The sequence below is a fragment of the Xanthobacter dioxanivorans genome (genome assembly GCF_016807805.1).
Classification (GTDB): domain Bacteria; phylum Pseudomonadota; class Alphaproteobacteria; order Rhizobiales; family Xanthobacteraceae; genus Xanthobacter; species Xanthobacter dioxanivorans.
In genome coordinates, this window is the sequence record NZ_CP063362.1 from 2,644,059 (window position 1) to 2,668,652 (window position 24,594).

23 protein-coding genes and 2 pseudogenes are annotated in these 24,594 nt (G+C 68.7%); 14 read left to right on the forward strand and 11 right to left on the reverse strand.

Features of this window, described 5'->3' with window-relative positions; genetic code table 11:
* The first annotated feature begins 11 nt into the window (after positions 1 to 11).
* The 9 genes and pseudogenes from EZH22_RS12460 (at position 12) to EZH22_RS12500 (ending at position 10,126) form a co-directional block, all read left to right on the forward strand.
* On the forward strand, positions 12 to 1,658 hold the full coding sequence (locus EZH22_RS12460; protein WP_203195914.1) for an ABC transporter substrate-binding protein: 1,647 nt from the start codon (positions 12 to 14) through the stop codon (positions 1,656 to 1,658).
* On the forward strand, positions 1,655 to 2,647 hold the full coding sequence (locus tag EZH22_RS12465) for an ABC transporter permease (RefSeq protein WP_203195915.1): 993 nt from the start codon (positions 1,655 to 1,657) through the stop codon (positions 2,645 to 2,647). Before EZH22_RS12460 ends, EZH22_RS12465 begins: the two co-directional genes overlap by 4 nt.
* Positions 2,647 to 3,687: an ABC transporter permease gene (locus EZH22_RS12470; RefSeq protein WP_203195916.1), complete on the forward strand. Its 1,041-nt coding sequence runs from the start codon at positions 2,647 to 2,649 to the stop codon at positions 3,685 to 3,687. The genes EZH22_RS12465 and EZH22_RS12470 overlap by 1 nt, the downstream gene beginning before the upstream one ends.
* Positions 3,688 to 4,704, forward strand: coding sequence for an ABC transporter ATP-binding protein (locus EZH22_RS12475; protein ID WP_203195917.1), 1,017 nt, complete (start codon positions 3,688 to 3,690; stop codon positions 4,702 to 4,704).
* Positions 4,685 to 5,634, forward strand: a pseudogene (locus EZH22_RS12480) (ABC transporter ATP-binding protein). Before EZH22_RS12475 ends, EZH22_RS12480 begins: the two are co-directional and overlap by 20 nt.
* An 11-nt stretch (positions 5,635 to 5,645) precedes the next feature.
* Positions 5,646 to 6,779 carry an aldo/keto reductase gene (locus tag EZH22_RS12485; RefSeq protein ID WP_203195918.1) on the forward strand — a complete coding sequence of 378 codons (1,134 nt, stop codon included), beginning with the start codon at positions 5,646 to 5,648 and terminating at the stop codon, positions 6,777 to 6,779.
* A 53-nt stretch (positions 6,780 to 6,832) separates the two neighbouring features.
* Positions 6,833 to 8,203, forward strand: a complete 1,371-nt coding sequence (locus tag EZH22_RS12490) for an LLM class flavin-dependent oxidoreductase (RefSeq protein ID WP_203195919.1) — start codon at positions 6,833 to 6,835, stop codon at positions 8,201 to 8,203.
* 114 nt (positions 8,204 to 8,317) lie between these two features.
* Positions 8,318 to 9,493, forward strand: coding sequence for an LLM class flavin-dependent oxidoreductase (locus EZH22_RS12495; protein ID WP_203195920.1), 1,176 nt, complete (start codon positions 8,318 to 8,320; stop codon positions 9,491 to 9,493).
* Positions 9,494 to 9,517: 24 nt separating this feature from the next.
* Positions 9,518 to 10,126: a nitroreductase family protein gene (locus tag EZH22_RS12500; RefSeq protein WP_203195921.1), complete on the forward strand. Its 609-nt coding sequence runs from the start codon at positions 9,518 to 9,520 to the stop codon at positions 10,124 to 10,126.
* 64 nt (positions 10,127 to 10,190) lie between these two features.
* Here EZH22_RS12500 and EZH22_RS12505 read toward each other — a convergent pair whose 3' ends face one another.
* Genes EZH22_RS12505 through EZH22_RS12525 form a run of 5 tightly spaced genes read right to left on the reverse strand, consistent with a single transcriptional unit; the run spans position 10,191 to position 15,174 of the window.
* Positions 10,191 to 11,429: an acyl-CoA dehydrogenase family protein gene (locus tag EZH22_RS12505; protein WP_203195922.1), complete on the reverse strand. Its 1,239-nt coding sequence runs from the start codon at positions 11,427 to 11,429 to the stop codon at positions 10,191 to 10,193.
* Between the two features lie 38 nt (positions 11,430 to 11,467).
* A complete protein-coding gene (locus EZH22_RS12510) occupies positions 11,468 to 12,463 on the reverse strand; it encodes an NrtA/SsuA/CpmA family ABC transporter substrate-binding protein (protein WP_203195923.1) in 996 nt (331 codons plus the stop codon).
* A 23-nt stretch (positions 12,464 to 12,486) separates the two neighbouring features.
* A complete protein-coding gene (locus EZH22_RS12515; RefSeq protein WP_203195924.1) occupies positions 12,487 to 13,200 on the reverse strand; it encodes an ABC transporter ATP-binding protein in 714 nt (237 codons plus the stop codon).
* On the reverse strand, positions 13,197 to 14,060 hold the full coding sequence (locus EZH22_RS12520) for an ABC transporter permease subunit (RefSeq protein ID WP_203195925.1): 864 nt from the start codon (positions 14,058 to 14,060) through the stop codon (positions 13,197 to 13,199). The genes EZH22_RS12515 and EZH22_RS12520 overlap by 4 nt, the downstream gene beginning before the upstream one ends.
* A gap of 16 nt (positions 14,061 to 14,076) precedes the next feature.
* Positions 14,077 to 15,174: an LLM class flavin-dependent oxidoreductase gene (locus tag EZH22_RS12525; protein WP_203195926.1), complete on the reverse strand. Its 1,098-nt coding sequence runs from the start codon at positions 15,172 to 15,174 to the stop codon at positions 14,077 to 14,079.
* A gap of 499 nt (positions 15,175 to 15,673) precedes the next feature.
* Between EZH22_RS12525 and EZH22_RS12530 the strand changes: the two are divergent.
* A pseudogene (locus tag EZH22_RS12530) lies at positions 15,674 to 15,874 on the forward strand (hypothetical protein); the annotation flags it as partial.
* Positions 15,875 to 15,946: 72 nt separating this feature from the next.
* Here the strand turns inward: EZH22_RS12530 and EZH22_RS12535 are convergent.
* The 4 genes from EZH22_RS12535 to EZH22_RS12550 form a co-directional block, all read right to left on the reverse strand.
* The gene (locus EZH22_RS12535) at positions 15,947 to 16,624 is read right to left on the reverse strand and encodes an SH3 domain-containing protein (protein WP_203195927.1); all 678 of its coding nucleotides are present in this window, start codon (positions 16,622 to 16,624) and stop codon (positions 15,947 to 15,949) included.
* A 109-nt stretch (positions 16,625 to 16,733) separates the two neighbouring features.
* On the reverse strand, positions 16,734 to 17,504 hold the full coding sequence (locus tag EZH22_RS12540; protein ID WP_203195928.1) for an ABC transporter ATP-binding protein: 771 nt from the start codon (positions 17,502 to 17,504) through the stop codon (positions 16,734 to 16,736).
* A complete protein-coding gene (locus EZH22_RS12545) occupies positions 17,501 to 18,655 on the reverse strand; it encodes an ABC transporter permease (protein ID WP_203195929.1) in 1,155 nt (384 codons plus the stop codon). The genes EZH22_RS12540 and EZH22_RS12545 overlap by 4 nt, the downstream gene beginning before the upstream one ends.
* The gene (locus EZH22_RS12550; protein WP_203195930.1) at positions 18,652 to 19,893 is read right to left on the reverse strand and encodes an efflux RND transporter periplasmic adaptor subunit; all 1,242 of its coding nucleotides are present in this window, start codon (positions 19,891 to 19,893) and stop codon (positions 18,652 to 18,654) included. The genes EZH22_RS12545 and EZH22_RS12550 overlap by 4 nt, the downstream gene beginning before the upstream one ends.
* Positions 19,894 to 20,187: 294 nt before the next feature.
* On the opposite strand from EZH22_RS12550, the gene EZH22_RS12555 reads away from it, so the two are divergent.
* Together EZH22_RS12555 and EZH22_RS12560 are read left to right on the forward strand one after the other, a co-directional pair.
* Positions 20,188 to 20,904, forward strand: a complete 717-nt coding sequence (locus EZH22_RS12555) for a response regulator (RefSeq protein WP_203195931.1) — start codon at positions 20,188 to 20,190, stop codon at positions 20,902 to 20,904.
* Between the two features lie 27 nt (positions 20,905 to 20,931).
* Positions 20,932 to 22,266 carry a sensor histidine kinase gene (locus EZH22_RS12560; RefSeq protein WP_203195932.1) on the forward strand — a complete coding sequence of 445 codons (1,335 nt, stop codon included), beginning with the start codon at positions 20,932 to 20,934 and terminating at the stop codon, positions 22,264 to 22,266.
* Between the two features lie 6 nt (positions 22,267 to 22,272).
* On the opposite strand, the gene EZH22_RS12565 is transcribed toward EZH22_RS12560, so the two are convergent.
* Positions 22,273 to 22,977, reverse strand: coding sequence for a DUF3313 domain-containing protein (locus tag EZH22_RS12565; RefSeq protein ID WP_203195933.1), 705 nt, complete (start codon positions 22,975 to 22,977; stop codon positions 22,273 to 22,275).
* 228 nt (positions 22,978 to 23,205) lie between these two features.
* On the opposite strand from EZH22_RS12565, the gene EZH22_RS12570 reads away from it, so the two are divergent.
* Positions 23,206 to 23,772, forward strand: coding sequence for a hypothetical protein (locus EZH22_RS12570; protein WP_203195934.1), 567 nt, complete (start codon positions 23,206 to 23,208; stop codon positions 23,770 to 23,772).
* 82 nt (positions 23,773 to 23,854) lie between these two features.
* Complete coding sequence (locus EZH22_RS12575; RefSeq protein ID WP_203195935.1) at positions 23,855 to 24,097, forward strand: cysteine rich repeat-containing protein; 243 nt, start codon at positions 23,855 to 23,857, stop codon at positions 24,095 to 24,097.
* 39 nt (positions 24,098 to 24,136) lie between these two features.
* On the opposite strand, the gene EZH22_RS12580 is transcribed toward EZH22_RS12575, so the two are convergent.
* The gene (locus EZH22_RS12580; protein ID WP_203195936.1) at positions 24,137 to 24,580 is read right to left on the reverse strand and encodes an AMP-binding protein; all 444 of its coding nucleotides are present in this window, start codon (positions 24,578 to 24,580) and stop codon (positions 24,137 to 24,139) included.
* Between the last annotated feature and the right edge of the window lie 14 nt (positions 24,581 to 24,594).

Here is a 24,594-nt window from a genome sequence, read left to right on the forward strand (position 1 = left end):
GGAGACCTGGCATGGCCCTGCCGACCACTGACACATTCCCGTCCCTTGCCTCGCGCCCGCGCCGGGCGGTGCTCAAGGGGCTTCTGGCGGTGGCATGCGTGCTGGGAGCGGCAGGCGGAGCACCGGCATGGGCGGCGGATCCTCAGCCCGCCTCCCAGCCGGTGCGCGGCGGCGTGCTGCGCTTCCTGGTGGAGCACGAGCCCTCGACACTGGTGACCATCGCCCACACGGCGGGGCCGACCCAGCGCGTGTCGCCCAAGGTGACGGAGGGCCTTCTCACCTACGACCTCGACTTCAACCCCAAGCCCGCGCTGGCGACCGAGTGGAGCGTGAGCCCGGACGGGCTGACCTACACCTTCAAGCTGCGCGAGGGGGTGAAGTGGCATGACGGGCGGGATTTCACCGCCGATGACGTCGCCTATTCCATCCAGCTCCTGAAGGAGGGCCACCCGCGCGGCCGCGCCACCTTTGCCTCGGTGACGGCGGTGGAGACGCCCGATCCGCACACCGCGATCATCCGCCTGTCGAAGCCGGCGCCCTATCTCCTCACCGCGCTCGATGCCAACGAATCCCCCATCGTGGCGAAGCACATCTACGCGGGCACCGACCCGCTCACCAACAAGAACGGCGCGGCGCCCGTCGGTACCGGACCGTTCATCTTCAAGGAATGGGTGCGCGGCAGCCACATCATCCTGGAGCGCAATCCCGATTACTGGGACAAGGGCAAGCCTTATCTGGACCGGATCGTGGTGCGCTTCATCGCCGATCAGAGCGCGCGCTCGGCGGCGTTCGAGGCGGGCGAGCTCGATCTCGCCGGCGGCCCGCCCGTGCCCTATGCGGACCTCGCCCGCGTCTCCGCTCTGCCGGGGATCGGCGCCGAGACGCGCGGCTACGAATATGCCGGGCGGATGACCCAGCTCTATTTCAACTTCGAGCGGCCCATCCTGCAGGACAAGCGGGTGCGCCTCGCCATCGCCCACGCCATCGACCAGCAGAAGCTGCTGGACGTGGTCTATTACGGGTACGGCGCGGTGGCGCCCTCGGTGATCAGCCCGAAACTGAAGGCCTTCTACGACCCCGCGCTCGAGCCCTACGGCTTCGACCTGAAGGCCGCCAACCGCCTGCTGGACGAGGCCGGCTATCCGCGCAAGGCGGACGGCACGCGCTTTGCGCTGAAGCTCTATGCCAACCCCTTCAACACCCAGGCGGCCGGCGATTTCGTGAAGCAGGCGCTGGCCAAGGTCGGCATCGCCGTGGACTTCCAGTTCTTCGATTTCTCCACCTACATCCAGAAGACCTATACCGGCCGTGACTTCGACCTGACGCTGGAATCCCTGCAGAACCTGTTCGACCCCACCCTCGGTGTGCAGCGCACGCTCTGGTCGAAGAACTTCCGCGTGGGCCTGCCCTTCTCCAACGCCTCCCATTACGCCAATCCGGAGGTGGACCGGCTGCTGGAGGCAGCGGCCATCGAGCCGGATCCGGCCAAGCGCCGCCAGCTGTGGCTCGATTTCCAGAAGGTGGTCTATGCGGATGTCGCCGCCCTCGGCCTCATCGCCACCGACGGCGTCACCATCTTCAACAAGAAGGTGAAGAACCACACCATCGGCGTCACCGGCGTCGATGCCTCCTTCGCCGACGTGTGGATCGAGAAATGACCACGCGCCGTCTGCCCCGCATCCTGAAAGCCGTGAGGCGCACCGCGCTGCAGGCGGTGCCGACCGTCATCGGCATCCTCATTCTCAACTTCTTCCTGCTGCGCCTGACCCCGGGCGATGCCGCCGACGCTCTGGCGGGGGAGGCGGGGGCGGCGACGGTGGAGACGCTCGCCGCGCTGAAATCCAAGTTCGGGCTGGACCTGCCGGTGCTGGAACAGCTCGGCGGCTATCTCTCCAACCTCGCCCATTTCAGCCTCGGCGTCTCGCCGCGCTACAACCAGCCGGTGGCGGAGCTGATCGCCGCGCGGCTGCCCAACACGCTGAGCCTGATGGGCCTCGCCCTCGTCTTCGCGCTCCTCATCGGCATCACGCTGGGCGCGCTGATGGCCAGCTTCGCCGGGCGCCCCACGGACCGGGTGCTGAGCGTCGTCGCGCTGCTGTTCTATTCCATCCCGAGCTTCTGGATCGGGCTGATGCTCATCGTCCTGTTCTCGGTGAAGCTCGGCTGGCTGCCCACCGGCGGGGCCGAGACCATCGGCGCGAACCTCACCGGCTGGGACGCCGTGCTGGACCGGGCGCGCTACCAGATCCTGCCGGCGCTCTCCCTCGCGCTCTTCTATGTGGCCATCTACGCCCGTCTCACCCGCGACGACATGATCGAGGTGCGCACGCAGGACCATGTGCGCACCGCCCGCGCCAAGGGCCTCTCGCCCTTCGCCGTCACCCGCGATCATGTGCTGCGCAACGCGCTCATCCCCGTCACCACCATGGCCGGCATCCACCTCGCCGGGCTGATGGGCGGGGCGGTGGTGGTGGAGACGGTGTTCAGCTGGCCCGGCCTCGGCCGGCTGGCCTACGAGGCGGTGATGGGGCGGGACTTCCATGTTCTGCTCGGCATCCTGCTTTTGTCGTCGCTGCTGGTGGTGGCGGTGAATGCGGCCATCGACATCCTCCAGGCGTGGCTCGATCCGCGCATCGAGGTGCGCTGATGCACGGCACCGACACCTTCCCCACCGGCTCCCTCGCCGCAAAATCCCTGGCAACCGACGCCGAGGACCGCGCGGCGGCCGCGGCGCTGGGCGCCGAGCGTGCGCCCGCCCCGCTGCCCGAGCCGGATTTCTGGCCCAACGTCCATGCGCCGGATGCCGCGCGCACCGTGACGGCGGATGTGGCGCGGCTGGCGCCCGTGGGCCGGCGCCATGCGCTCCTCGTGTTCCTGTCCAATCCCACGGCAGTGGCGGGCCTCCTCATCCTCGCCGCCGTGGTGGGGGCGGCGCTGGCCGCCCCCTTGCTCTTCCCCGACGATCCGCTGGAGATGGCCGGGCGGCCCTTGCAGTGGCCGGGCCAGAACCCGCGCTTTCCGCTGGGCACCGACGCGCTGGGGCGCGACGTACTGGCCGGGCTCGTCCACGGCGCCCGCGTGAGCCTGCTGGTGGGCGCCTGCGCGACGCTGGCGGGGCTCCTCGCCGGCATCCTGGTGGGCGCCACGGCAGGCTATTTCGGCGGCGTGGTGGATGATGTGCTCTCCAAGCTCATCGAGATCTTCCAGACGGTTCCGGGCTTCATCCTGCTCATCGTGCTGGTGGCCATCGCCCAGCCCTCGGTGCCGGCCATCGCGCTCGCCATCGCGGCGGTGTCGTGGCCGCAGGTGGCGCGCCTCGTGCGGGCACAGTTCCGCGCCATCAAGGAGAAGGATTTCGTCGCTGCCGCAAGGGCGCTGGGGTTCGGCCACGGGCGCATCATCTTCCGTGAGATCCTGCCCAATGCCCTGCCGCCGGTGATCGTGCTCGCCTCGGTCACGGTCGCCACCGCCATCCTCATGGAAAGCGCGCTCTCGTTCATGGGGCTGGGTGACCCCAACGTGGTGAGCTGGGGCTCCATGATCGGCACCGGCCGCGATCTGCTGCGCACGGCCTGGTACCTCAGCGCCGTGCCGGGCGTCGCCATCGTGCTCACCGTGCTGTCGCTGAACCTCATCGGCGACGGCCTCAACGAGGCGCTCAATCCGCGCCTCGGCGGGGAGGGGTGAATGGCGCCGCTCATCGACGTGCGCGACCTCTCCATCGCTTTCTCCCGCGCCACCCCGGTGCGCGGCCTCTCCCTCACGGTGGAGGCGGGCGAGACCGTGGCGCTGGTGGGGGAGAGCGGGTCCGGCAAGTCGCTCACCGCCCTCGCCTTGATGCGCCTGCTGCCCGAAGCCGCGCGCATCGCCTCCGGCGAGATCCTGTTCCGGGGCCGCGACGGCCAGATCCATGATCTCGCCCGGCTCGACGACCGGGCACTGCGGCAAGTGCGCGGGCGCGACATCGCCATGGTGTTCCAGGAGCCCATGACCTCGCTGAACCCGGTGCTCTCCGTGGGCCAGCAGGTGGCCGAGGTGGTGCGCCTGCACGAGGGCCTCTCCCGCCGCGCCGCCTTTGCCCGCGCGGTGGAACTGTTGGACCTCGTGCGCATCCCTGAGCCCCTGCGGCGGGTGGGCGACTATCCCCACGAGCTCTCCGGCGGCATGCGCCAGCGGGTGATGATCGCCATCGCGGTCGCCTGCGCCCCGCGCCTGCTCATCGCCGACGAGCCCACCACGGCGCTGGACGTGACCATTCAGGCGCAGGTGCTGGACCTGCTCGACGCCCTGCGCCGCGACCTCTCGATGGGTTTCCTGCTCATCACCCACGATCTCGGCGTGGTGGCCGAATGGGCCGACCGGGTGGCGGTGATGTATGCCGGCCGCAAGGTGGAGGACGCGCCCTTCGAAACCCTGTTCGGCGCGCCGCTCCATCCCTACACGCGCGGCCTGCTCGCCGCCTCGCCGCGGCTCGATGCCGGCCAGCATTATTCGGCCGGAGCGCTTGCCGAGATCCAGGGCTCCATCGCCTCGGCGGCGGGGGAGGAGGGCTGTGCCTTCGCCCCGCGCTGCCCGAACGCGCGGGCGCTGTGCCGCGCCGCCGTGCCGGCCCTCGACGCGGTGGCGCCGGGCCATCTCGTCGCCTGCCCCGTCACCACGGCGGCCGCGCAAAGGGAGGCGCGCCATGTCCTTGCTTTCGGTTGAGAACCTGCATGCCGGCTACGAGTCCGGCGGGCGCCTGCTGCGCGCGGTGGATGGCGTCTCCTTCGCCGTGGAGCCGGGGGAGACGGTGGGCCTCGTGGGCGAGAGCGGCTGCGGCAAGTCCTCTTTGGCCAAGGTCATCATGCGTCTCGTCTCCCCGCCTCGGGCCGGGTGGTGTTCGACGGGGTGGATGTGGGCGGCCTTCAAGGCACGCCGCTGAAGGCCTATCGCCGGCAGGCGCAGATCGTGTTCCAGGACCCGTTCGCCTCGCTCAACCCGCGCCAGTCCATCGCCGACATCCTCACCGCGCCTCTGGCGGTGCACGGCCTCGTGCCGCGTGGCGAGCGGCTCAAGGCGGCGGGGGATGCGCTGGAGCGGGTGGGCCTGCCGCGCGAGGCGCTGTCGCGCTATCCGCACGAATTCTCCGGCGGCCAGCGCCAGCGGCTCGGCATCGCCCGCGCGCTCATCCTTTCCCCGCGCCTCGTCATCTGCGACGAGCCGGTGTCGGCCCTCGACCTCTCCATCCAGGCGCAGATTCTGAACCTTCTGGCGCGGCTGAAGGCGGAGCTGGGGCTCTCCTATCTCTTCATCTCCCACGACCTCTCGGTGGTGCGCTATTTCGCCGACCGGGTGCTGGTGATGTATCTCGGTCGCATCGTGGAGACGGGCTCCTGGCAGTCCATCTTCGCCCGCCCGCTCCACCCCTACACGCGCGCGCTGATCGAGGCCGTGCCGACGCCGGGGCGGCGGCGCCATGCCGCTCCGCTCTCCGGCGACCTGCCGAGCGCGCGCAACGTGCCGACCGGCTGCCGCTTCCATCCGCGCTGCCCGCTGGCGACGCCCCTCTGCACCCAATCCGACCCCGCGCTGCGCCCCCTCGGGGCCGGCCGCGCCGTCGCCTGCCATCACGCGCCCGAAGAGGCGCTTCACTGAGGATTTCGCCAATGACCGCCCACGCCATTCCGCAGCCCCCCGCGAAGTCCGTGACGCCGCCGGACTATCGCTATCTCGGCAAGAGCGGCCTGAAGGTGCCGAAGCTGGCGCTGGGCACCATGATGTTCGGCGGGCCCACCGACGAGGCCACGTCCCACCGCATCATCCACAAGGCGAAGGAGCAGGGCTTCTTCTTCCTCGACACGGCGGACGCCTACCAGAACGGGCGCACCGAGGAGATCGTCGGCCGCGCGGTGAAGGGCGACCGCGACGCCTATGTGCTCGCCACCAAGTTCGCCAATCCCGGCGGCACGGGGCCGAACCGGCAGGGCATTTCCCGCAAGTGGATCATCGAGGCGGCGGAGGCGAGCCTGAGGCGGCTCGGCACGGATTACATCGACATCCTCTATTTCCACCGCGCCATCTTCGACGCGCCGCTTGGCGAGGCGGTGCGGGCGGTGGCGGACCTCGTGAAGGCGGGGAAGGTGCGCTATTTCGGCGTCTCCAACTTCCGCGGCTGGCGCATCGCTGAGGTGGCCCATCTCGCCGATGAGTTCGGCATCGACCGGCCCGTGGCCAGCCAGCCGCTCTACAACATCGTGGACCGCACGGCGGAGGTGGAGCAGCTTCCCGCCGCCCATCATTACGGCCTCGGCGTGGTCACCTATTCGCCGCTGGCGCGCGGCGTGCTCACCGGCAAATACGTGCCCGGCGCGGCCCCGGCGGCGGACAGCCGGGCGGGGCGCGGCGACCGGCGCATTCTGGAAACCGAGTGGCGGCCGGAATCCATCGACATCGCCGAGGCCATCGCCCGCCACGCGGCCGAGGCCGGCATTCCGGCGGCGACCTTCGCGCTGTCCTGGGTGCTGAACAACAGCCTCGTTACCTCGGCCATCGCCGGGCCGCGCACCGAAGCCCAGTGGGACGAGTACGTCGCCGCCCTCGATTACGGCTTCACCGCCGCCGACGAGGCGCTGGTGGCCTCCCTCGTGCCGGACGGTCACGTCTCCACGAAATTCTACACCGACCCCAGCCACCCGGTGGAAGGCCGCGTGCCCCACACCGGCGGGAGCGATGCGGCCGCCCGCGTGCAGGAGCGCGCGCAAGAACGCGTGGCTACGCGAGTGGCCGCCCGCGTCGGCTGAACCAACCGAATGTTCTGCCCCTTCACGCCTTGAGCGATCAAAGGAGAGATCCCATGGCACTTGCATCGACCCAAGCCGCGCAGGCCCGGCGGCAGCTTGTCCTCAACCTGTTCATCTATCCCGGTGGACATCACGAGGCCGGCTGGCGCTATCCCGGCGCGCGGCCGGAGCGGCTGCTCGACATCACCTTCTACCAGGACCTCGCCCGTTCGGCCGAGGCGGCGAAGCTCGATGCGGTGTTCTTCGCCGACGGGCCGGCGCAGGTGGACAATATCCGCTACGCCTCGCGCTTCCGCCTGGAGCCGCTCACCTGGCTCTCGGCCATCGCCGCCGCGACCACCCATATCGGCCTCATCGGCACGGCCTCCACCACCTATTACGAGCCCTACAACCTCGCCCGGCTCTATGCCTCGCTGGATCATCTTTCCGGCGGGCGCGCGGGCTGGAACATCGTCACCACCGCCGTTCCCCAGGCCTCGGCTAATTTCGGCCTCGCCGAGACGCCAAGCCATGCCGAGCGCTATGCCCGCGCGGCGGAGTTCGTGGATGTGGTGACCAAGCTCTGGGACAGCTGGGAGGATGACGCCCTCGTGGCCGATCCCGTCTCGGGCCTGTTCGCGGATGACAGCAAGATCCACCCCATCGAGCATGTGGGCCGGCACTATCGGGTGAAGGGCGCGCTCAACACCCCGCGCATCCCGCAGGGCCGTCCGGTCTATGTGCAGGCTGGCTCCTCCGACGACGGGCGCTCGTTTGCCGCGCGCTATGCGGAAGCCATCTTCACCGCCCACCAGACGGTGGAGAGCGCCAAGGCCTTCTATGCCGACATCAAGAAGCAGGCGGCGGGGCTGGGGCGCAATCCGGACCATGTGAAGATCCTGCCCGGCATCAGCCCCTATATCGGCTCGACGGAAGCCGAGGCGCGCCAGCTGCACGAGGCGTTCAGCGACCTCATCCAGCCGGAATACTCCATCTCGCAATTGAAGCAGATCACCGGCGTGGACTTCTCCGGCCACCCGCTCAATGGGGTGGTGGAGCTGGACGCCTTCAAGGATGCCGGCCCGGCAAAGCTCGTGGCCAGCCGCTTCCAATTGGTGGTGGACATCGTGCGGCGGGAGAAGCCGACGCTGCGCCAGCTCATCGACCGCCTCGCCGGGGCGCGCGGCCATTACGTGGTGGTGGGCACGCCGGAGAAGATCGCCGACGAGATCCAGCATTGGTTCGAGAGCGGCGCGGCCGACGGCTTCAACGTGATGCCGCCCTGGTACGCCGCCGGCTTCGACCTTTTCGCTTCGCAGGTGGTGCCCATCCTGCGCAAGCGCGGGCTCTTCCGTGAGGACTATACCGGCCGGACGCTGCGCGAGCATTACGGCCTGCCACGGCCGCAGAGCCAGTTCGCCGAGGCGGCGCGCGCCACCGCCTGAGGCATCGCCATCCCTTCGTGCCGGCGCTCCCCAGGCGGCGACACGGATCCGGCCCCTTTCCCGGTCGCTCGGGGAAGGGGCCGGGGCTGTTTCCGTTCTCCCGCGAGGTATGCCATGTCCGCTCTCGTGTCCGCTGTCCCGTCCGAAGCTCCCCTCCTGCGCGGCCCGCTGGACTTTCCCGACAGCCCGCTCTCCCGCTCCGCCCGCCAGCCGCTGATGCTGGGGCTGTTCCTGAACCTTCAGGACATCCATTTCTCCGATCATCCCACCAGCAACAGCTGGACCTACGACTACAATTCCGCCCTGGTGGAGAAGGCCGACGCGCTGGGCTTCGACATCGCCTTCTCGCGCACCCAGTGGCTGCCCAAGGGCGGCTATGACGGGGAGGCCTCGCTGGACAGTTTCGTGGCCTTGGGCGCCATGGCGGCGACGACGAAGAACATCCTCCTCATCTCCACCTTGCATGTGCTCTACGGCCCGTGGCACCCGCTGCACATCGCCAAGATCGGCGCCACCTTCGACCACATCTCCAAGGGGCGCTGGGGCATCAACATCGTCACCGGCCACCGCGCCATCGAGCACGAGATGTTCGGCTGGAACCGCATCGAGCATGACCGCCGCTACGACATGACGGGCGAACTTTTCGACGTGCTCCACCGGCTGTGGAGCGACACCGAGAACTATTCGGTCGAGGGCCGGCTGAACCCGTGGAAGATCGTCAACGGCTACATCACGCCGAAGCCGCTCTATGGCCGGCCCATCCTCGTCACCGCGACGGGCTCGGACGCCGGCATCGACTTCGCGGCGGGCCATTCGGACCTGCTGTTCATCACCTCGCCGGGCGGCGCGCACATCGAGAGCGCGCTGGAGACGCTGCCGGCCCACATCGCCGCCATCAAGGGGCGGGCGCGGGCGAAGGGGCGGGAGGTGAAGGCCATCATCAACCCCATCATCGTCAGCCGCCCCACCTCGGCCGAGGCGCACGATTATGCCCGCGCCATCGCCGCCGGCGTGCCGGCGCCGACCCACACCTCCTTCGGCCATCGCGGCTATGACAGCGATGCGGTGGCCTGGCTCGGACGGCGCGATGCGACGCACAAGCAGGGGCTCAATCTCGGCGGCAACATCGAGATCATCGGCTCGCCGGAAGAAGTGGTGGACCAGCTCGCGGCACTGAAGCGCACCGGCATCGACGGCGCGCAGCTCAACTTCTATGACTTCGCCGCCGACCTCGACCATTTCGCCACGGATATCCTGCCGTTGCTGAAGCAGGCCGGCCTGAGGCTCTGACACCCGTTCCTTCCCACCCGAGGATTGCCCCATGACCGTTGTCGTTGCCCCCGCCAGAGCGAGCACCCCGTCGAGCCGCTGTTCCTGGAGCGCTGGTCGCCCCGCGCCTTCACCGGGGAGGAGATTCCGCAGGCCGAACTCAATTCCATCTTCGAGGCGGCGCGCTGGGCGCCCTCCAGCTTCAATTCCCAGCCGTGGCGCTTCCTCTATGCCCGCCGGGGCACGCCCGCGTTCGACACCTTCCTGAGCCTGCTCGTGCCGTTCAACCAGCAGTGGGCGCAGAATGCGGCGGTCCTCATCGTCGTCGTTTCGGCCCGCAGCTTCGTGCGGCCGGGGACGACGGAGCCGGTGTCGGCGCGCAGCCATTCCTTCGATGCCGGCGCGGCCTGGGCGAACCTGGCCTTGCAGGCGACGAAGCTCGGCTGGCACGCCCACGGCATGGGTGGCTTCGACGCGGAGAAGGCCCGCACGGAGCTGAAGGTGCCGGACGACTACGAAGTGGAGATCGCCGTGGCGCTGGGCCGTCGCGGCGACAAATCCCTGCTGCCGGAGAGCTTCCACAAGGGCGAAACCCCGAGCGGCCGTCGCCCGCTGGCCGAGACCGTATTCGAGGGCGCCTTCCCGGCGGCGTGACACTTAAAAGGCAATGGCCCCGTCGGTGCGGCGGGGCCATCAGCGTGCGGCGGAAAACGCCGGATCAGAAGAAGCCTTTGGCCGGCAGTGGCGTGCCCTTCACCAGCAGTTCGCCGATGGCCTTCGCCTTGTAGCTCGAAGGATTGTGCGAGGCGATGGTGCGGGCGTTGCGCCAGTGGCGGTCGAGGTTGACGGCCCGTTCGGTGGCCGAAGCGCCGCCCGTCTCGAACAGCAGCGAGCCGGACCTCAGCGCGAGATCGTCCACCACCAGCTTGGCTTGCGCCGCCGCCTTCGCGGCCTCGGCGGCGAGCGCTTGCGCGTCTTCGCCGCGATCGCGAGCATCGCTCGCGCGGTCGAGGGTCTCCGCCGCGGCGAGGATCACCGCTTCGGCGGCAAAGGCGTTGGCCGCGAGCTGGCCCACGGCCTGCTGCAGGAAGGGGTCGTCGGCGGGGGTGGGCACCGGCGCATAATAGAAGCTGCGCTTGCGGCGCTTCACCAGCGCGATGGCATCCTCCAGCGCGCCGCGCGTGATCCCGGCCACCACGGTGGTGAGGAAGAGCTGCGCCTGCGTGTTGGAATAAGCGAGGCCATAGCCACGGCCGGGGCTGTCGAACACCGCCTCGTCCGCCTCCACCCGCACATTGTGGTAGCGCGTGGTGCCCGAGGCGGTGAGACGCTGGCCGGCGCCGTCCCAGTCGTCGACGATCTCGATGCCCTCGCGCCGCGTGGGGATGATGACCGCCGCCACCCGCCCGTCCGCCGTCGCCGCGCGGATCAGCATGGTTTCGGCGAACAGGGTGCCCGTGCTGTAGTATTTGACGCCATTGAGGCGGAAGCCGTCGCCCTCGGGATCGAGCCGCGTGTCGGGTGCGAAACCGCCCGCCGGCTTGTCGCCGGATTCGGTGGAGGCGAGGCCGAAGATGGCGCCCGCCGCCACCTCCGCCTGCCAGCCCTTGCTCTTCGCATCATAGGGCAGGCGGGCGTACTGCTCGGCCACCGTGAAGTGGTTGCGGAAGATGTGCGCCACGTTGGCGTCAGCGGCGGCGAGGTCCAGCGCCAGCTTGTAAGTCTGGCGGAAGGTCGCGCCCGCCCCGCCATTCGCCGGCGCGAGCCTTAGCGCGCCGAAGCCCGCCTCCTTCAGCAGGCCGATCGCCTCGAAGGGGAGCACGCGATCGCGCTCCCGCTCGCTGGAGCCGGCGCCGATCTGTTCGAACAGCGCGCGCCAGTCGGCGGGGTCGGCCGAGCGCCGGGTGGCGGGCGCGCCGGCGGTCTCGGCGGGCAAGGGGATGACGGGCTTGTTCATGGCAATCCTCGGGGTGTGGCGCGTGCGGCTTGGACGGCTCAGTATTGGGCGAGGTGATCGGCGACGATGATCTTCTCCGGCAGGATCTTGCGTGCCGCGAGCCAGTCCGCCGCCGTCTGCAACTGGGCGATGAAGGCCTTGTCGGTGACGGGGATCAGCGTGTAGTGGCGCTTGCGCTCGATGAACTGGTCACGGATGATTTCGCTGTAGCCGGCGCGCCTCTGCACGATGGTCTCGGCCTCCACCACGTTGGCGTTGGTCCACTTGGCCTCGGCCTCGTAGGCGGTCGCCACCGCCTTCACGATCTGCGAATTTTCGGTCGCGAATTTCCGGCTCGTCACGTAGGAGCTGTAGTCGATGAAGAATTCGAGGTCGCGACCTTCGAGGAAGACATCGTGCGCCTTGTATTCGAGCCGGGCGATATCGACGCCGGGGCTCCACATGGACCACGCGTCCACCTTGCCGGATGCGAGCGCTGGGGCGGCATCCGGCGGGTTCAGATAGACGAACTTGACTTTCGAACGGTCGATGCCGTGCTTCTCCAGCGCGGCGACCAAAAGGAACTCGCCGAGGCCGGAGCGATTGACCGCAACCGACTTGCCGATGAGGTCCGGCACCGTGTTGATGCCGGAATCGTCCTTGGCGATGATGGCGGTGGTGCGCGGCTCGTAGAGCACGAACTGGGAGAAGACCAGCGGCGAGCCGGCGAGGATGGCGGCGAAGGCCGGGGTGGTGGAGCCGCCGAAGCCGAAATCGGCGCTGCCGCCGGTCACCGCCTGGAGCGTCGGCGCGTGGTTGGGGAAGGGGCCGAGCCACTCCACCTTGATGCCCTTGTCCGCCAGCGCCTTCTCGAACACGCCACGCTCCTTGACGATCAGCGTCAGGCCATGGAAGCCCCAGGTGAGGCGCACCACGTCAGTGTTGCGGGTGTCCTTCTGCGCCGCGGCGGCGAAGGGCAGGAGGCCGGCGGCGCCGAGGCCGGCAAGGCCGGTGGCGAGGAACAGGCGGCGGGACGGCGTGAGGAAGGAAGGCATGGGGCGTCTCGTGAGGGTGTGGATCAGGCGCTCGGCAGGTCGAGCTCGACCCCGAGTTCGGCGAGGAGGGCGGCGCGGGTGGCGGCGGGCCGTCCGGGCTCTGTCGGGCGATGTTCGGCCGCGATGGCCCCGCCCCGCATGACGAGGATGCGATCAGCCAGCGCGATGGCCTCTTCCACATCGTGAGTCACGAGCAGGACGCCCGGCCGGTGGCGGGCGACAAGGTCTTTCACCAGCACGTGCATCCGAATGCGGGTGAGGGCGTCGAGGGCGGCGAAGGGCTCGTCCAGCAGCAGCAGCTCCGGCTCCTGCACCAGCGCGCGCGCGAGCGCCACGCGCTGGGCCTGACCACCGGAGAGATTGCGCGGCCAGTCGTCGAGCCGGCCGCCGAGGCCGACCTCGGCCAGTGCTGCGGCCGCCCGCTCCCGGGCGCCCATCTCGGGCAGGCCCAGCGACACGTTGCGCCACAGGCTGTCCCACGGCAGCAGGCGATGTTCCTGGAAGACAACCGCCGGCTCGCGGGGCGCCTCGATGCGGCCGCCGTCGATGGGATCGAGCCCCGCGAGGGCCCGCAGCAGGGTGGTCTTGCCGCAGCCGCTCTCGCCGAGTAGGGCCACGAATTCGCCGCGGGCGATGGTGAGGTCGAGGCGGTCGATGACCACCCGATCCCCATAGGCGCGGGTGAGGCCGGCGACCCGCACGGCGGGGGCGACCTGCGCAAGCAGCGGCGCGCTCATCGTCCCGCGCCCCCGAAATTGGGATGCCAGGCCAGCAGCCGGCGTTCCAGCAGGCGCGCCACGGAATCCGCTGCGACGCCGATCAGGGCGTAGATGACGATGGTCAGCACCACCACGTCGGTGCGCAGGAACTCGCGCGCGTCCATGGCGAGGAAACCGATGCCCGCCTGTGCTCCGATGGTCTCCGCCACCACCAGCGCCAGCCATGCGGTGGCCAGCGAATAGCGCACGCCGGTCAGGATAGAGGGCAGGGCGCCGGGAAGGATGATCCGGATGATCATCTGGCGGGTGGAGAGCCCCTGCACACGGCCGAGCTCCATGAGCTTGGGATCGACCTGCCGGATGCCGAGGGTGGTGTTGATGTAGATGGGGAAGGCGACACCCAGGGCGACCAGGAAGATCTTCTGCCCCTCGCCCACGCCGAACCACACGATCACCAGCGGCAGCAACGCCAGGAAGGGGATGGCGCGCACCATCTGCACGCTGCGGTCCACGAGGGCTTCGGCGAGGCGCGAGAAGCCGACGAGAATGCCCAGCGCGAAGGCGATGGTTCCGCCTAAGACGAAGCCTGCCGCGGCGCGCAGCAGGCTGGTGCCGAGATCTTCCAGCAGCGAACCCGTGGTGGCGAGCTTGAAGGCCGTGCGCAACACCTTGCTGGGCGCGGGTAGCACCTGAGGCGTCACGAAACCGGTCCGGGCCAGGACCTCCCAAACCAGGACCAGCAGCACGGGTGCGATCCAGGAGAGGATGACGAACTGGCGGGCGCCGACGACCACGCGCCGGCGGCGCGCACGGGGTTGCGCCCGCTCTCCGGCGCGGGCAGGGAGAGGAAGGCTTGCCGTGTGATCTGCATGTGTCATGGAATGTCCGGCTCCCTCAGCCGATGCGCGTGGCGCGCGGGCTGGCGACAGCGGTCGTCGTGCCGGTCGCGGGGCGGCCGAGTCGCGGGAAGACAGCCTCGGCAAAGCGCCGAAGCTCGGAGCGCAGGGGCTGGAACTGGAGCATGAACAGCTCGATTCCGGCGCGGTGGAACGCCCGCATCCGCTCGGCCACCTGATCATAGCTGCCGACAAGTCCGGCCGCCGTGCCGCCGTTGGTACCGACGCGGACAGACTTGGCGAAGGTGCGGATCATCACGACGTTGGGATCGGTGCGTGCGGCCTGCTCCTGCTTGGCGGGGGCGTCCTTGGCGGCGAGGGCGAGGAGGCGGTGGTATTCTTCCTCCGCTTCCTGCTGGGTCTCGCGGACGATGACGAAGGCGGCGAGGCCATAGGCGAGGGGCGCGCCGCGCCGTGGGCGGCGGACGAGATCGGCGATGATGGCCTTCACGTCTTCAATGGGCTGGCCATTGATGAAGAAAACGTCCGAATGATCCGCCGCGAGGGCGCGCGCGGGTTCGGATTCCCCGCCGAGATAGATGCGTGGGCGGGTGCGAACGGGGCTCGCCGGGGACAGCTTGTAGTCGGTGATGCGGAAGGTCTCGCCCGCATGGGTCACGCTCTCGCCCGAGACGAGGCGCTCCACCACGCTGAGCCATTCGCGCCCATAGGCATAGCGCGCGTCATGGGCGCCGAAGGGAATGCCCGCCTTCTCGAATTCCGCGCGGTTCCAGGCATTCACCAGATTGAAGGCGAACCGGCCGTTCGAGATGTTCTCGATCTGGAGCGCCATCTTCGCCAGCACCACCGGGTGGTACAGATAGGGCTTGATGGCGGCGATGATCTCGATGCGCCTCGTCAGCGCCGCAAGGGCCGCAGAGGCCGTCCATGCCTCGATCTGGTCTTTCTCGGGCAGATGCGGATTGACTGTGTGCTGTGCGACGAGCGTGGCGTCAAAGCCCAAGGCTTCGGCGTCAAGCACGGTATCTCGGTTATGCTGCCATGAGGCGTCGAAAGGCTCGGCCGGATCCTGCCAGGCGGCGCGCGGACCGTGGACGGGAGCCCAAACGCCAATGCGGAGAGGGGAAATCGACATGTCTCACCTTAAATCTATCAAATTTATCGAATAAGTATTTTTATCCTGTGTCAAGCCGTATTTGCGTTTGCGGACAAGGGTTGACTGGCTTGGGAAATTGTCGAAGGACCGAACAAATCGCGAATGCGCGGGCGGCCGCTTCAGCGGAAGCGCCAACTGCCGTACGGGTTTCAAGCTTTCACAATGAAGACATGTGGTAGGTCGGAGTTCGGGATATGGGGCGCCAGAAGGCTTCCGAATTTTCCAGCGGATCCACGTGTGGCCGAGCGGTGCTTCCCGCCTCGGCAAGCCCACGGAAGATATCGTAGGGGGCGAAATGATCCGCACCCTGGACGGGCCGCCGGCGCCTAAGCGCCGCGCACGATCATGTCGTGGGCGTTGGACGCAGCGTATTCCAAGATGGCCTCGGGGATCGCCCGCCGTGTGGCTGGACGGGATCGACGGTCAGGCGGACACCGTGGCGCAGCAGGAACATGGCCACCTCCACCCCCGGCTCCTCGCCCGCGGGGAGGTGAAGGCGAGCGCCACGGTCAAGGCCAGCGACTTCGCAGGCCGGGCCTTGGCCGAAGCATGCGGGGACCGCTTCGCCTCCGGCGTCGTCCTCTATGACAGCACGGATGTCGTGCCGTCCGGCGACCGGCTGGCAGCGGCGCCCCTGTCCTCTCCTTGGGGAGAGGCCGGTTCGCGCGCGCCAGCCTAGCCGCGATCATGGAAGGGCCTATCCGGCAGCGCGCCTATGCGGCTGTACGACTGGCGCAAAGCCGCTGTCTGCTCAGCGAGTGAAGGTTCGGGTGCCGCTGTTGCCGGCGGGGCCCGTGCGAGTGACCGTGCAGGACTGGGTATTGCCGCTGCATGAGCGCGTGCGCGAAGCGGAGGCACCGTAGGGGCCGGTGACGCTGCGCGTGGAGGTGCAGGCGCCGCCGGAGCAGGTCCGGCTCTGGCTGGCCGAGCCACCATAGATTCCGGTGGCCGAGCGGGCCGCGGTGCAACTGCCGTTGGCGCACTGGACCGAGCCGTTATAGCTGGTCACACGCGCGGCCGGCGCTACCGGATAGACTGGACGGGGCGCGTAATAGGTCCAGCGGCCGTACCAGGGATAAGCCGCGTAGTAGGTGTCCCAGTAGACCTTGTTGAAGGTCACGACCGTGAGGCCCACCGTCGGCGCCACAGCGGGGGTCAGAACCACCGGCGCGCCGCGATAGACCACCTGGATGTAAGTGGCGGCGACCCAGCCGCGATAGGCGCCCATGGAGATATCGCACCAGGTATAGCCGGCAAGGCAGCCATGGGTGGTCACCTGGACGCCGGCCGGCACCGTCGTCACCACCGGATAGGCGGTGGAGGGGCCGGCTCTCAGATTGACGTTCCCGGTCGCGACGGCGAGGGTCGCCGCGCTGGCGGCTGACGATAGGCAGAACACCGTGGCCAGAGCCAAAAACAGACGTTTCATCGCTTTGCCCTCCATTTCGCAGATGGCCGGCGCACCCGTGCCCGCCGTTATCGCGAAGAGGCTAAGGCGGTGGTGTCGCCGCCGGCTGTCGCTGCCGTGACGATATGTTTCAATGTGTACCGGCAGCTCCCGGGGTGCCGTGCATGGCCACATCGCGGGTCCGCCCGTCGCTGAGTTCGATGGTGCGGTCGAACAGGTCGAGGGCGCGCTGGTCGTGGGTCACCACCGCGACCGCCGCCTGGCGGGTCCTGGCAATCTCGCGGAACAGCTGCAGCACCTGACGCCCGCGCACGCTGTCGAGGGCGGCGGTGGGCTCGTCCGCCAACAGCAGGCTCGGCGCGTTGGCGAGCGCCCTCGCCACCGCCACCCGCTGCTGCTCGCCCCCCGACAGCCGGGAGGGGTGGTTGTCGAGCCGGTGGCCGAGGTCGAGGCTGGCGAGCAGCGCGCCTGCATAGGCCCGCGCCGCGCGCGGCGGCACATGGTCGATCTCTAGCGCCAGCGCCACGTTTTCCACCGCCGTGAGGAAGGGGATGAGGTTTGCCTTCTGGAAAATGAAGCCGATGTGGTTGCGGCGGAAGGTGCGCAGCCGGTCGAGGTCCGCCGCGGGGTAGGAGACGCGCCGCCCATCGATGAGCACCTCGCCGGCGCTCGGCGGCTCCAGCAGGCCGGCGATGAGCAGCAGCGTGCTCTTGCCGGACCCGCTCGGACCGGAGATCCCCACCACCTCGCCGCGATGGATATCGAGCGAGACCCCGTCCAGGGCTCGCACCGTGGTGTCGCCGCTCCGGTAGAGCCGCTGCACATCGCGGATGGAGAGCACCGGCGGAGGGCTTGCGACAGCGCCACGAGCGACTGCCGGGCTGACGACACGGTCGCTCACGACAAGACCTCCTGGGCCCGCACCTTCAGCGCGCGGGAGATGCCGAGCAGGCTCGCGAACGCGCAGATGACCGCCACCGCGATCCCGAGCAGGGCCACATCCCCGGGCAGGATCAGCACCTTGCGTGGGAAGAATGGGAAGACGAGCCGCGACAGCATGAGGCCGAACCCGAGCCCGGAGGCGCCGATGAGGAAGGCCTGCTGGGCAATCATGACAATAATGACTGAATTGTCCGCGCCGATCAGCTTCAGCATGGCGATCTCGTGCAGATTTTCCATGGTGAGCATGTAGATGATGAGGGATACGACGATGCCCGTCACCACAAGCAGCACGCCGGTGAAGGCCAGAATCTGCACCCTCAGGCGCCAAAGCCGCTGGTTGAGAAGCAGGTTTTCCTGCTCAGCCCGGCTCAACACGTTCACATCACCCCAGGAGGAGACCGCCCGGCGTACCATTTCAGGATCGACGGCCGGGTTGAGGGTCACCAGCACGGCGGCGATCTTGCTGTCCTGCGGCACCGAGCTGCGGCTGGCGGCCGCGGGACCGGCACCAGCGCGGGCCAGCAGCACCTCCTCGCTGGTGCGGCGCTGGGCGATGGCGACCGCATCGTTGACGGTGACGAACAACAGTCCGTCGCCGCCCGTGTCCACCATGCCGCGGGTGAGGCCGACGACCGTGTAGTCGTCTTGTCCGAGATGCACCGTCTCGCCGAGCCGAAGGCCGATGCTCATGTCCGCGACTGCTTCATAGTGGCCGGACGCGAGGAGGCGCCCGCGGACGATGGGGATCCAACGGCCAGGGTCCTTGGGAAAATCGAGCCCCGTCACGGAGGCCCGCAGTTGCCGCCCGTGAAGGGTGAACTGCTGGCTGAACTGCACGAAGCGGCGCGCACTCGCCACACCGGCGATCCCCTCCACCCGGCGATCCAGGGTGGAGGAGATGGCGGAACCTTCCGAAAACGGACCTTGTCGCCCGCCCTGCACCACCCACTGGTCGGCGCCGATGCGCTCGATGATGAGCAGGGCATCGGCGACGATGCCGCGATAAAGGCCGACCATGCCCATGGAGGACATCATCAGGAAGGCGACGCCCAGCGCGGTCAAAAGGAAGCGCAGCAGGTTGAAGCGGATGTCCTTGAAGGCGAGATTCATGGTCGTGCCCCGGGCGGGTCGGCGATCTTCATGCCGGCGAACGCGCCCTCGGGCTGCGTCAGGATGACATCGCCCTCCTTCAGCCCGCCGCGCACGTCCACGCGAGCCTCGCCGATGGGGCCGAGCTCCACCGGCTGCCACCAGGCCCGTGCATCGCGCATCACGAACACCCCCGGCGCGCGGTCCTTGAAGGCGATGGCGGCGAATGGCACCGACAGTGCGTCGGGCGTGGTTTGCAAGGTGATGAGGGCGGTGCCGCGCTGACCGATGGCCCAGTTGCGCGGCAGCCGGCGGGGGGCGATGTCCACGGTGAACTCGCGGGTCTCGGTGTCCACCTCCCGGCCGATGCGCCGGATCTCGCCGGGAGTCGTTGCGTCGCTGGTGGCGGTAAACAGGAGCCTGGCGGGCTGGCCCTTGGTGACACGGGCGATGGCGCTCTCGTCGAAGCGGGCGGACAGCACCACGCTCTCCGGATCCACGATGTCCACGATCACCGAGCCGGGCACCACCAGATCGCCCATGTCCATCCGACGCGCCACCACCACGCCATCGATGGGCGCACGAATGGTGGCCTTCTCCAATTGCGCTTCCGCCACCCGCACCGCCGCTTCGGCGGAGGCCTCGGTGGCCCGCGCCTGGCTCACGGCCGCGTCGGCCCGGGCGACCTCGGCCAGCGACTGTTCCATGCTGGTCTGGGCGTCTTCCAGGGTCGCGCGGCTGGTGGCGCCACTGCGGATCAGCTCCTCCCGACGGCCGAGCACGGAATGGGCATTGTTCCGCGCGGCGTGCGCCTTGCGAAGCTCTGCCTCCGCGAGCGCTACAGCCTTGCGGGTGGCCTCATGGGAGGCGAGCCGGGACTCGCGTTCGGCCTTGAGGTCCGTCGATTGCAGCAGTGCCACCACGTCGCCGGCGCGGATGGAGTCACCCACATCCACGGCAAGGGTCGTGATGACGCCCTGAACGCTGGCGCTGACGCTGGCCTTGCGAAGCGCGTCGAGGATGCCGGGGCCGCTCAGTACGCTCTCGAACGGGCCCGCCCGCACCACCTCGGCCTGCGTCGTGCGCGGCATGCCGTAGCGCCAGCCCGCGAGGGCAAAGGCGAGGGCGGTGATGAGCGCAGCGATGCCAAGAGCCCGGCGGCCTCGCCGGGGTTTGCGCGGGCTGGGGCGGGGCGGCAGATGCGGTGGGGTGACGGTGCCGCCTGCCTCGGTTGCGTCGGGGAGCCGATTGACCTTCAAGATACCCCCGGCTTTGGCCGGATCCCGCGCGACGGCCGGATCCCGGATACCTGCACCTGCGGACGCCACACGACCTCTCCCCGAACATGGACGGCGGGCGGAAGCCTGCCGGGCGCGGAGCTGTCGTCCGAGACGGTTCGGCCACCGCGGCCATGCTCAACGTGGAGGGTATTTTTTTCCTGCGCGTGAGCCATGCGCGCCAAGATGTGTGGCGAGTTTTCGATTTGTATCGTTTTGTATACCTCGGCGCGAGATGTTGAGTATCGGCCAGGATGCTGCTAGTTGTGAATCATTATGGACCATAAAGTTCGCAGTATTCTTATCGTCGACGACGATTCAGACATTCGCCGGCTGGTCGGCGATTTCCTCACCCGCGAGGGTTTCCGGGTTGAGCTGGCGCAGGATGCGCGCGAGATGGCCGGCATTCTCAAGCGACATGAGGTGGACCTCATCATTCTGGACCTGATGCTGCCGGAGGAGGACGGCCTCAGCATCTGCCGTCGGCTGCGCGCCACCCTCACCGTGCCAATTCTGATGCTGACAGCCAAGGGCGACGAGACCGACCGGGTGGTGGGGTTGGAGCTCGGTGCTGACGATTATGTGGTGAAGCCCTTCGGCCCGCGGGAGCTGCTGGCGCGGGTGCGCGCCCTGTTGCGGCGCGCCAGCACACAACAGGCGCAGGCGCCGGTGCGGCGCTATGCCTTCGACCGCTTCCTGGCGGATCTCGACGCGCGCCAGTTGTTCGCCGAGGGCGAGCAACTGGTGCCGCTCACCAGTGCCGAGTTCGATCTGCTCTCCTGCTTCGTGCTGCGTCCACGCCGCGTGCTCTCGCGCGATCAGATCCTCGATTGGGTGCACGGGCGCACCGCCGACCCGTTCGACCGTTCCGTGGACATCCTGGTGTCGCGGCTGCGCAAGAAGCTCGATGCGCTGAGCCCGGGCTGCAATCTCATCAGCACCGTGCGCAACGGCGGCTATCTCATGACGGCGCAGGTGAAGCAGGTGTCTTGATGGGCGCCTCCTGACGGGGAAATGCCAATGGGCCTCGGCCTGACAGCACGGGTTCTGTCCATCGCCGGCACCTTTTTGCTGGTGCTGTGGATCGGCTTCATCGTCGTCTTCTATCGGGCCAGCGGGCTCTCCCCCACCTCCAGCGGGCCGCCGCCGGCGCGGCTTCTCGCCATCGCCGACCTTCTCGCCTCCCTGCCATCACCGGCGCGCGCTGCCGCGCTGCCGGCCCTGCGCTCGCCATTGCTGGAGGTGGACCTGGTGTCGGCGGCCGAAGTTCCGGCCGGCTCGGATGAGATGAGCGAGCGCGAGGAACTGGAGCCCTATCGTACAGCGTTGGGAGACCGGCTGATCCGCATGCAGATCCGGCCCGGGGCGGAGCGCCGCCCGCTGTCGCAACTGCTCAGCGACCGCGCGGCGCCGCGGGCCTTCTATATCGCCCTCGATGGTCGCGAGGTGCTGGTGGCGGAGGCCCGCACGCCCTTCTTTGTCACCTTTTTCGGCCTGCCTGCCGGGGTTGGGGCGGGCCTGTTCGGAGCGGTCCTCGCCTGCGTGGTGCTGTTGCTGCTCCATCGCGAAATCCGCCCTCTGGCGCGGCTGGCGGCGGTGGCGGATCATATCGATCCCACCGGCGAGCCCGTGCCGCTACCCCACCTCAGGGCCTCGACGCCGGAGGTGCGCGCTCTGGTGAGCGCGTTCGAGCGGCTGCAGACGCGCATCCATGCCATGACGCGCGCGCGCCTCGCCCTCATCGGCGGCATCCAGCACGACGTGCGCAGCTTTGCCACGAGGCTCCGGCTACGCATCGATCAATTGCCGGACCCGGTGGAGCGCGAGCGGGCAGAAGCCGACATCCGCGACATGATCGAGCTGCTCGACAATGCCTTGCTCACGGCGCGCGCTGGCGTCGGCGCGCTGGACGAGGAGATGCTGGACCTCGCCTTGCTGGTGCGCACGGAGGCTGCGGACCTGAGGGCCGCCGGCCGGCCGGTGACGCTTGATACGGTGGCAGAGGGACCCGTGTGGGTGTTGGCGGACCGGCTGGCGCTGCGCCGGGTCATCGGCAACATCATCGACAATGCCATCAAATATGGCCAGCGTGCCCGAGTGCGACTGACCGTGATCGGGGATCAGGTGCGTCTCGTGGTGCGCGATGACGGACCCGGATTTCCGCCGCCGATGCGGGACGTGCTGATGGAGCCGTTCATGCGGGCCGAGCCCTCGCGGGCGCGGCGCACCGGCGGCGCCGGCCTGGGCCTTGCGGTGGCGCGCGGCTTGGTGGAAGCCCATGGTGGCACCATTGAGCTCGGCGAGGGGCCGGGTGGACAGGTGCTCATCACCCTGGCCCTGTTCCGCCCGGGTTGAGGCGATCTATTGCGGCCGGAGCTTGGCGACGGTCGTCCGCGCCAGCTCTTGCGCGCCCGCCTTGAGGCCGGTCCGAGCCGCATCCAGGGGATCAAGCGTGGCGCCGATGTCGAGGGCGTTGGGATACTGCTTCGTGACATAGGCCCACAGGATCCGTCCCGACCCGGGCTCGCGGAACTCCACCGCATAGATCACCATCCCGGAAAGGCGTCCCTCGCCGTCGGCTGCGGCGGTGAGGCCGCTCATGGCGAAGCCCACGGGGGTCAGACGGGTCGCGGTGGCGAGCACCGGCACGCTGGCCTGGGCACCCGTCAGGGTGATGCTGAGCTCCACGGCGTCGGCTGCGGGCCCGGCGGCAAGGATGCCATGGCCGGCGAGAGCCGCGCGGAATTCGTGTTCCGCCGTGGCGGCGAGTTGCGCGCGCTCGGCGGCAGTGAGGGTGCCGAACTGCTGATCGGTCCCGCTGTAGATTCGCACCGGCAGAAGGTGCACGGCGCGATAGCGGGCGAGGGCGTCCGCCGTTTCATAGCTGTAAGGCGTGCGCCGGCCCGTCCCCGGCGTGCTGGCGGCCAGATAGGGCGCGGAGGCGAGATCCTGGTAGCGATTGGGCGCCGGCGAATTGGCGCAGCCAGCGAGCGCCATCGCCACGAGGCCAAAGGGGAGCGCGCGCAACGGCGCCGAGATCAGGACGCGGGAGGAAGGACCAGTCATGGAGCAGCCTGCCGGGATGCCGGGGAGGGTCGGCCCCAGGCCGCCACGAGGGCGGGGCCGGCGGTGCTTTTCACGACCTACCGTATCCCGGGAATGTCCGGGCGGTTTCAATTTGTAGCCCTGGGCCACGCATCGATATCGCAGGACTGCAACAAATTCCTACAAACCGGAGAAGCCGCTGCAAATCCACCGCCGCACGATGAGCCCACTCAATGCACGGAGCTCATCATGTCGGTCAGAACTCTCGCCGTGGCGCTCTTCGGCGCCACCATGGCAACCACAGCCCCCCTCGCTGCCTCCGCACAGGAGGCCACCCCGGTGCGCTATCTGGCACCGCCCGCCGTTGCCCAATCCGAAGGGTCCTATGTGGAGGAGTGCGCTCCGCCGCTGGCAATGCTCGCTGATCGCCTGGAAATGGCCCGCCAGAACTATACCGGCGCCCGGCTGCGGCTGGTGCTGGCAGCGGCCCTGTCTGTCCAGGAGACGGCCATCGGCATCACGGTCGAACAGCAGGAGGACTGGCGCAGATATACCAACGCGCTGCTGGCGCTGGTGCCGGAGCGTGAGCGGATGCTCGCCCTCCTCGGCGCTGCCGATGGCAAGGACGATCCCAAGGGACCCGAGGCGTTCGGCCGGGCTGAGGCGGTCGCCGATACGCTCATTGCCTACACCACCAAGGCGCAGGCTCTTAAGTCGGCGGTGGCGAACCTGCGCGGCAAGCTCTCGCCGCAGCAGCTGGAGGCAGCGCGTATTCCCCGGCTGCAGCCCGGCATCACGGGCGTGGAGCCGTTCTGAGCCTTGTTCTTTTGGCCGGCCATGCGCTGTGTCCGGCGCGTGAGCAGGTTTCATTTTTCATTCATCCGCCAGGAGACGATCGATGCGGACCATTCTTGTTCTCGCCTTTGCCCTGATAGGGGGCACGGCCCAGGCGCAGCAAATGTCGCGTCAGCAGATGATGCAGCTGAAGTCGGCCTGCGAGGGGGACGTGCGACGCTTGTGCAGCGGCATACAGCCCGGCGGTGGGCGCCTGCTCGGCTGTTTGCAGCAGAATGCGGCAAATCTGTCTCAGCCCTGCACCGAAGCGCTGATGGCCGCCAAGGCGGGCCGTCCGCAGCCCTGAGCGGCCCGGGCCGCGTTCACGGCTCGGGCCTGGATCATTTCATCGTTCGAAAGGCGATGAAATGATCCTTCGGCCGCCATCCCCTTGCATCAATGACAGTCCGATCATCGGCAGCACATTGCGTAACGCCTCTGCAATGGTCTGGCCGATCGGCAGGGATGCCCTTCGGCAGATCAGCACCGGCATGCGGGTGCGCGCGGCGAGACGCTCCAGTTCCTGGGGCCTGTAGGCGGGGCTGATCGGCACCGCGACGGCCCCGACCTTCTGGCAGGCGTGGTAGCCGATGGCGAGGTCCGGGCAACTGGGCAGGTAGAGGCCGACGGGCGGGCCCGGACCGGCGCCGAGGCTCGCGAGGAGACCGGCCAGCCGCGCGGCCCGTCGGTTGAAGCCGCCGTAGGTGATGATGTCGTTCTCGAAAAGGATGAACGGCTTGTCCGGAAACCACGCGGCGGTGGTTTCGAGCATCTGTCCGAGGGTCAGCAAGGCAGGGGTGTCCC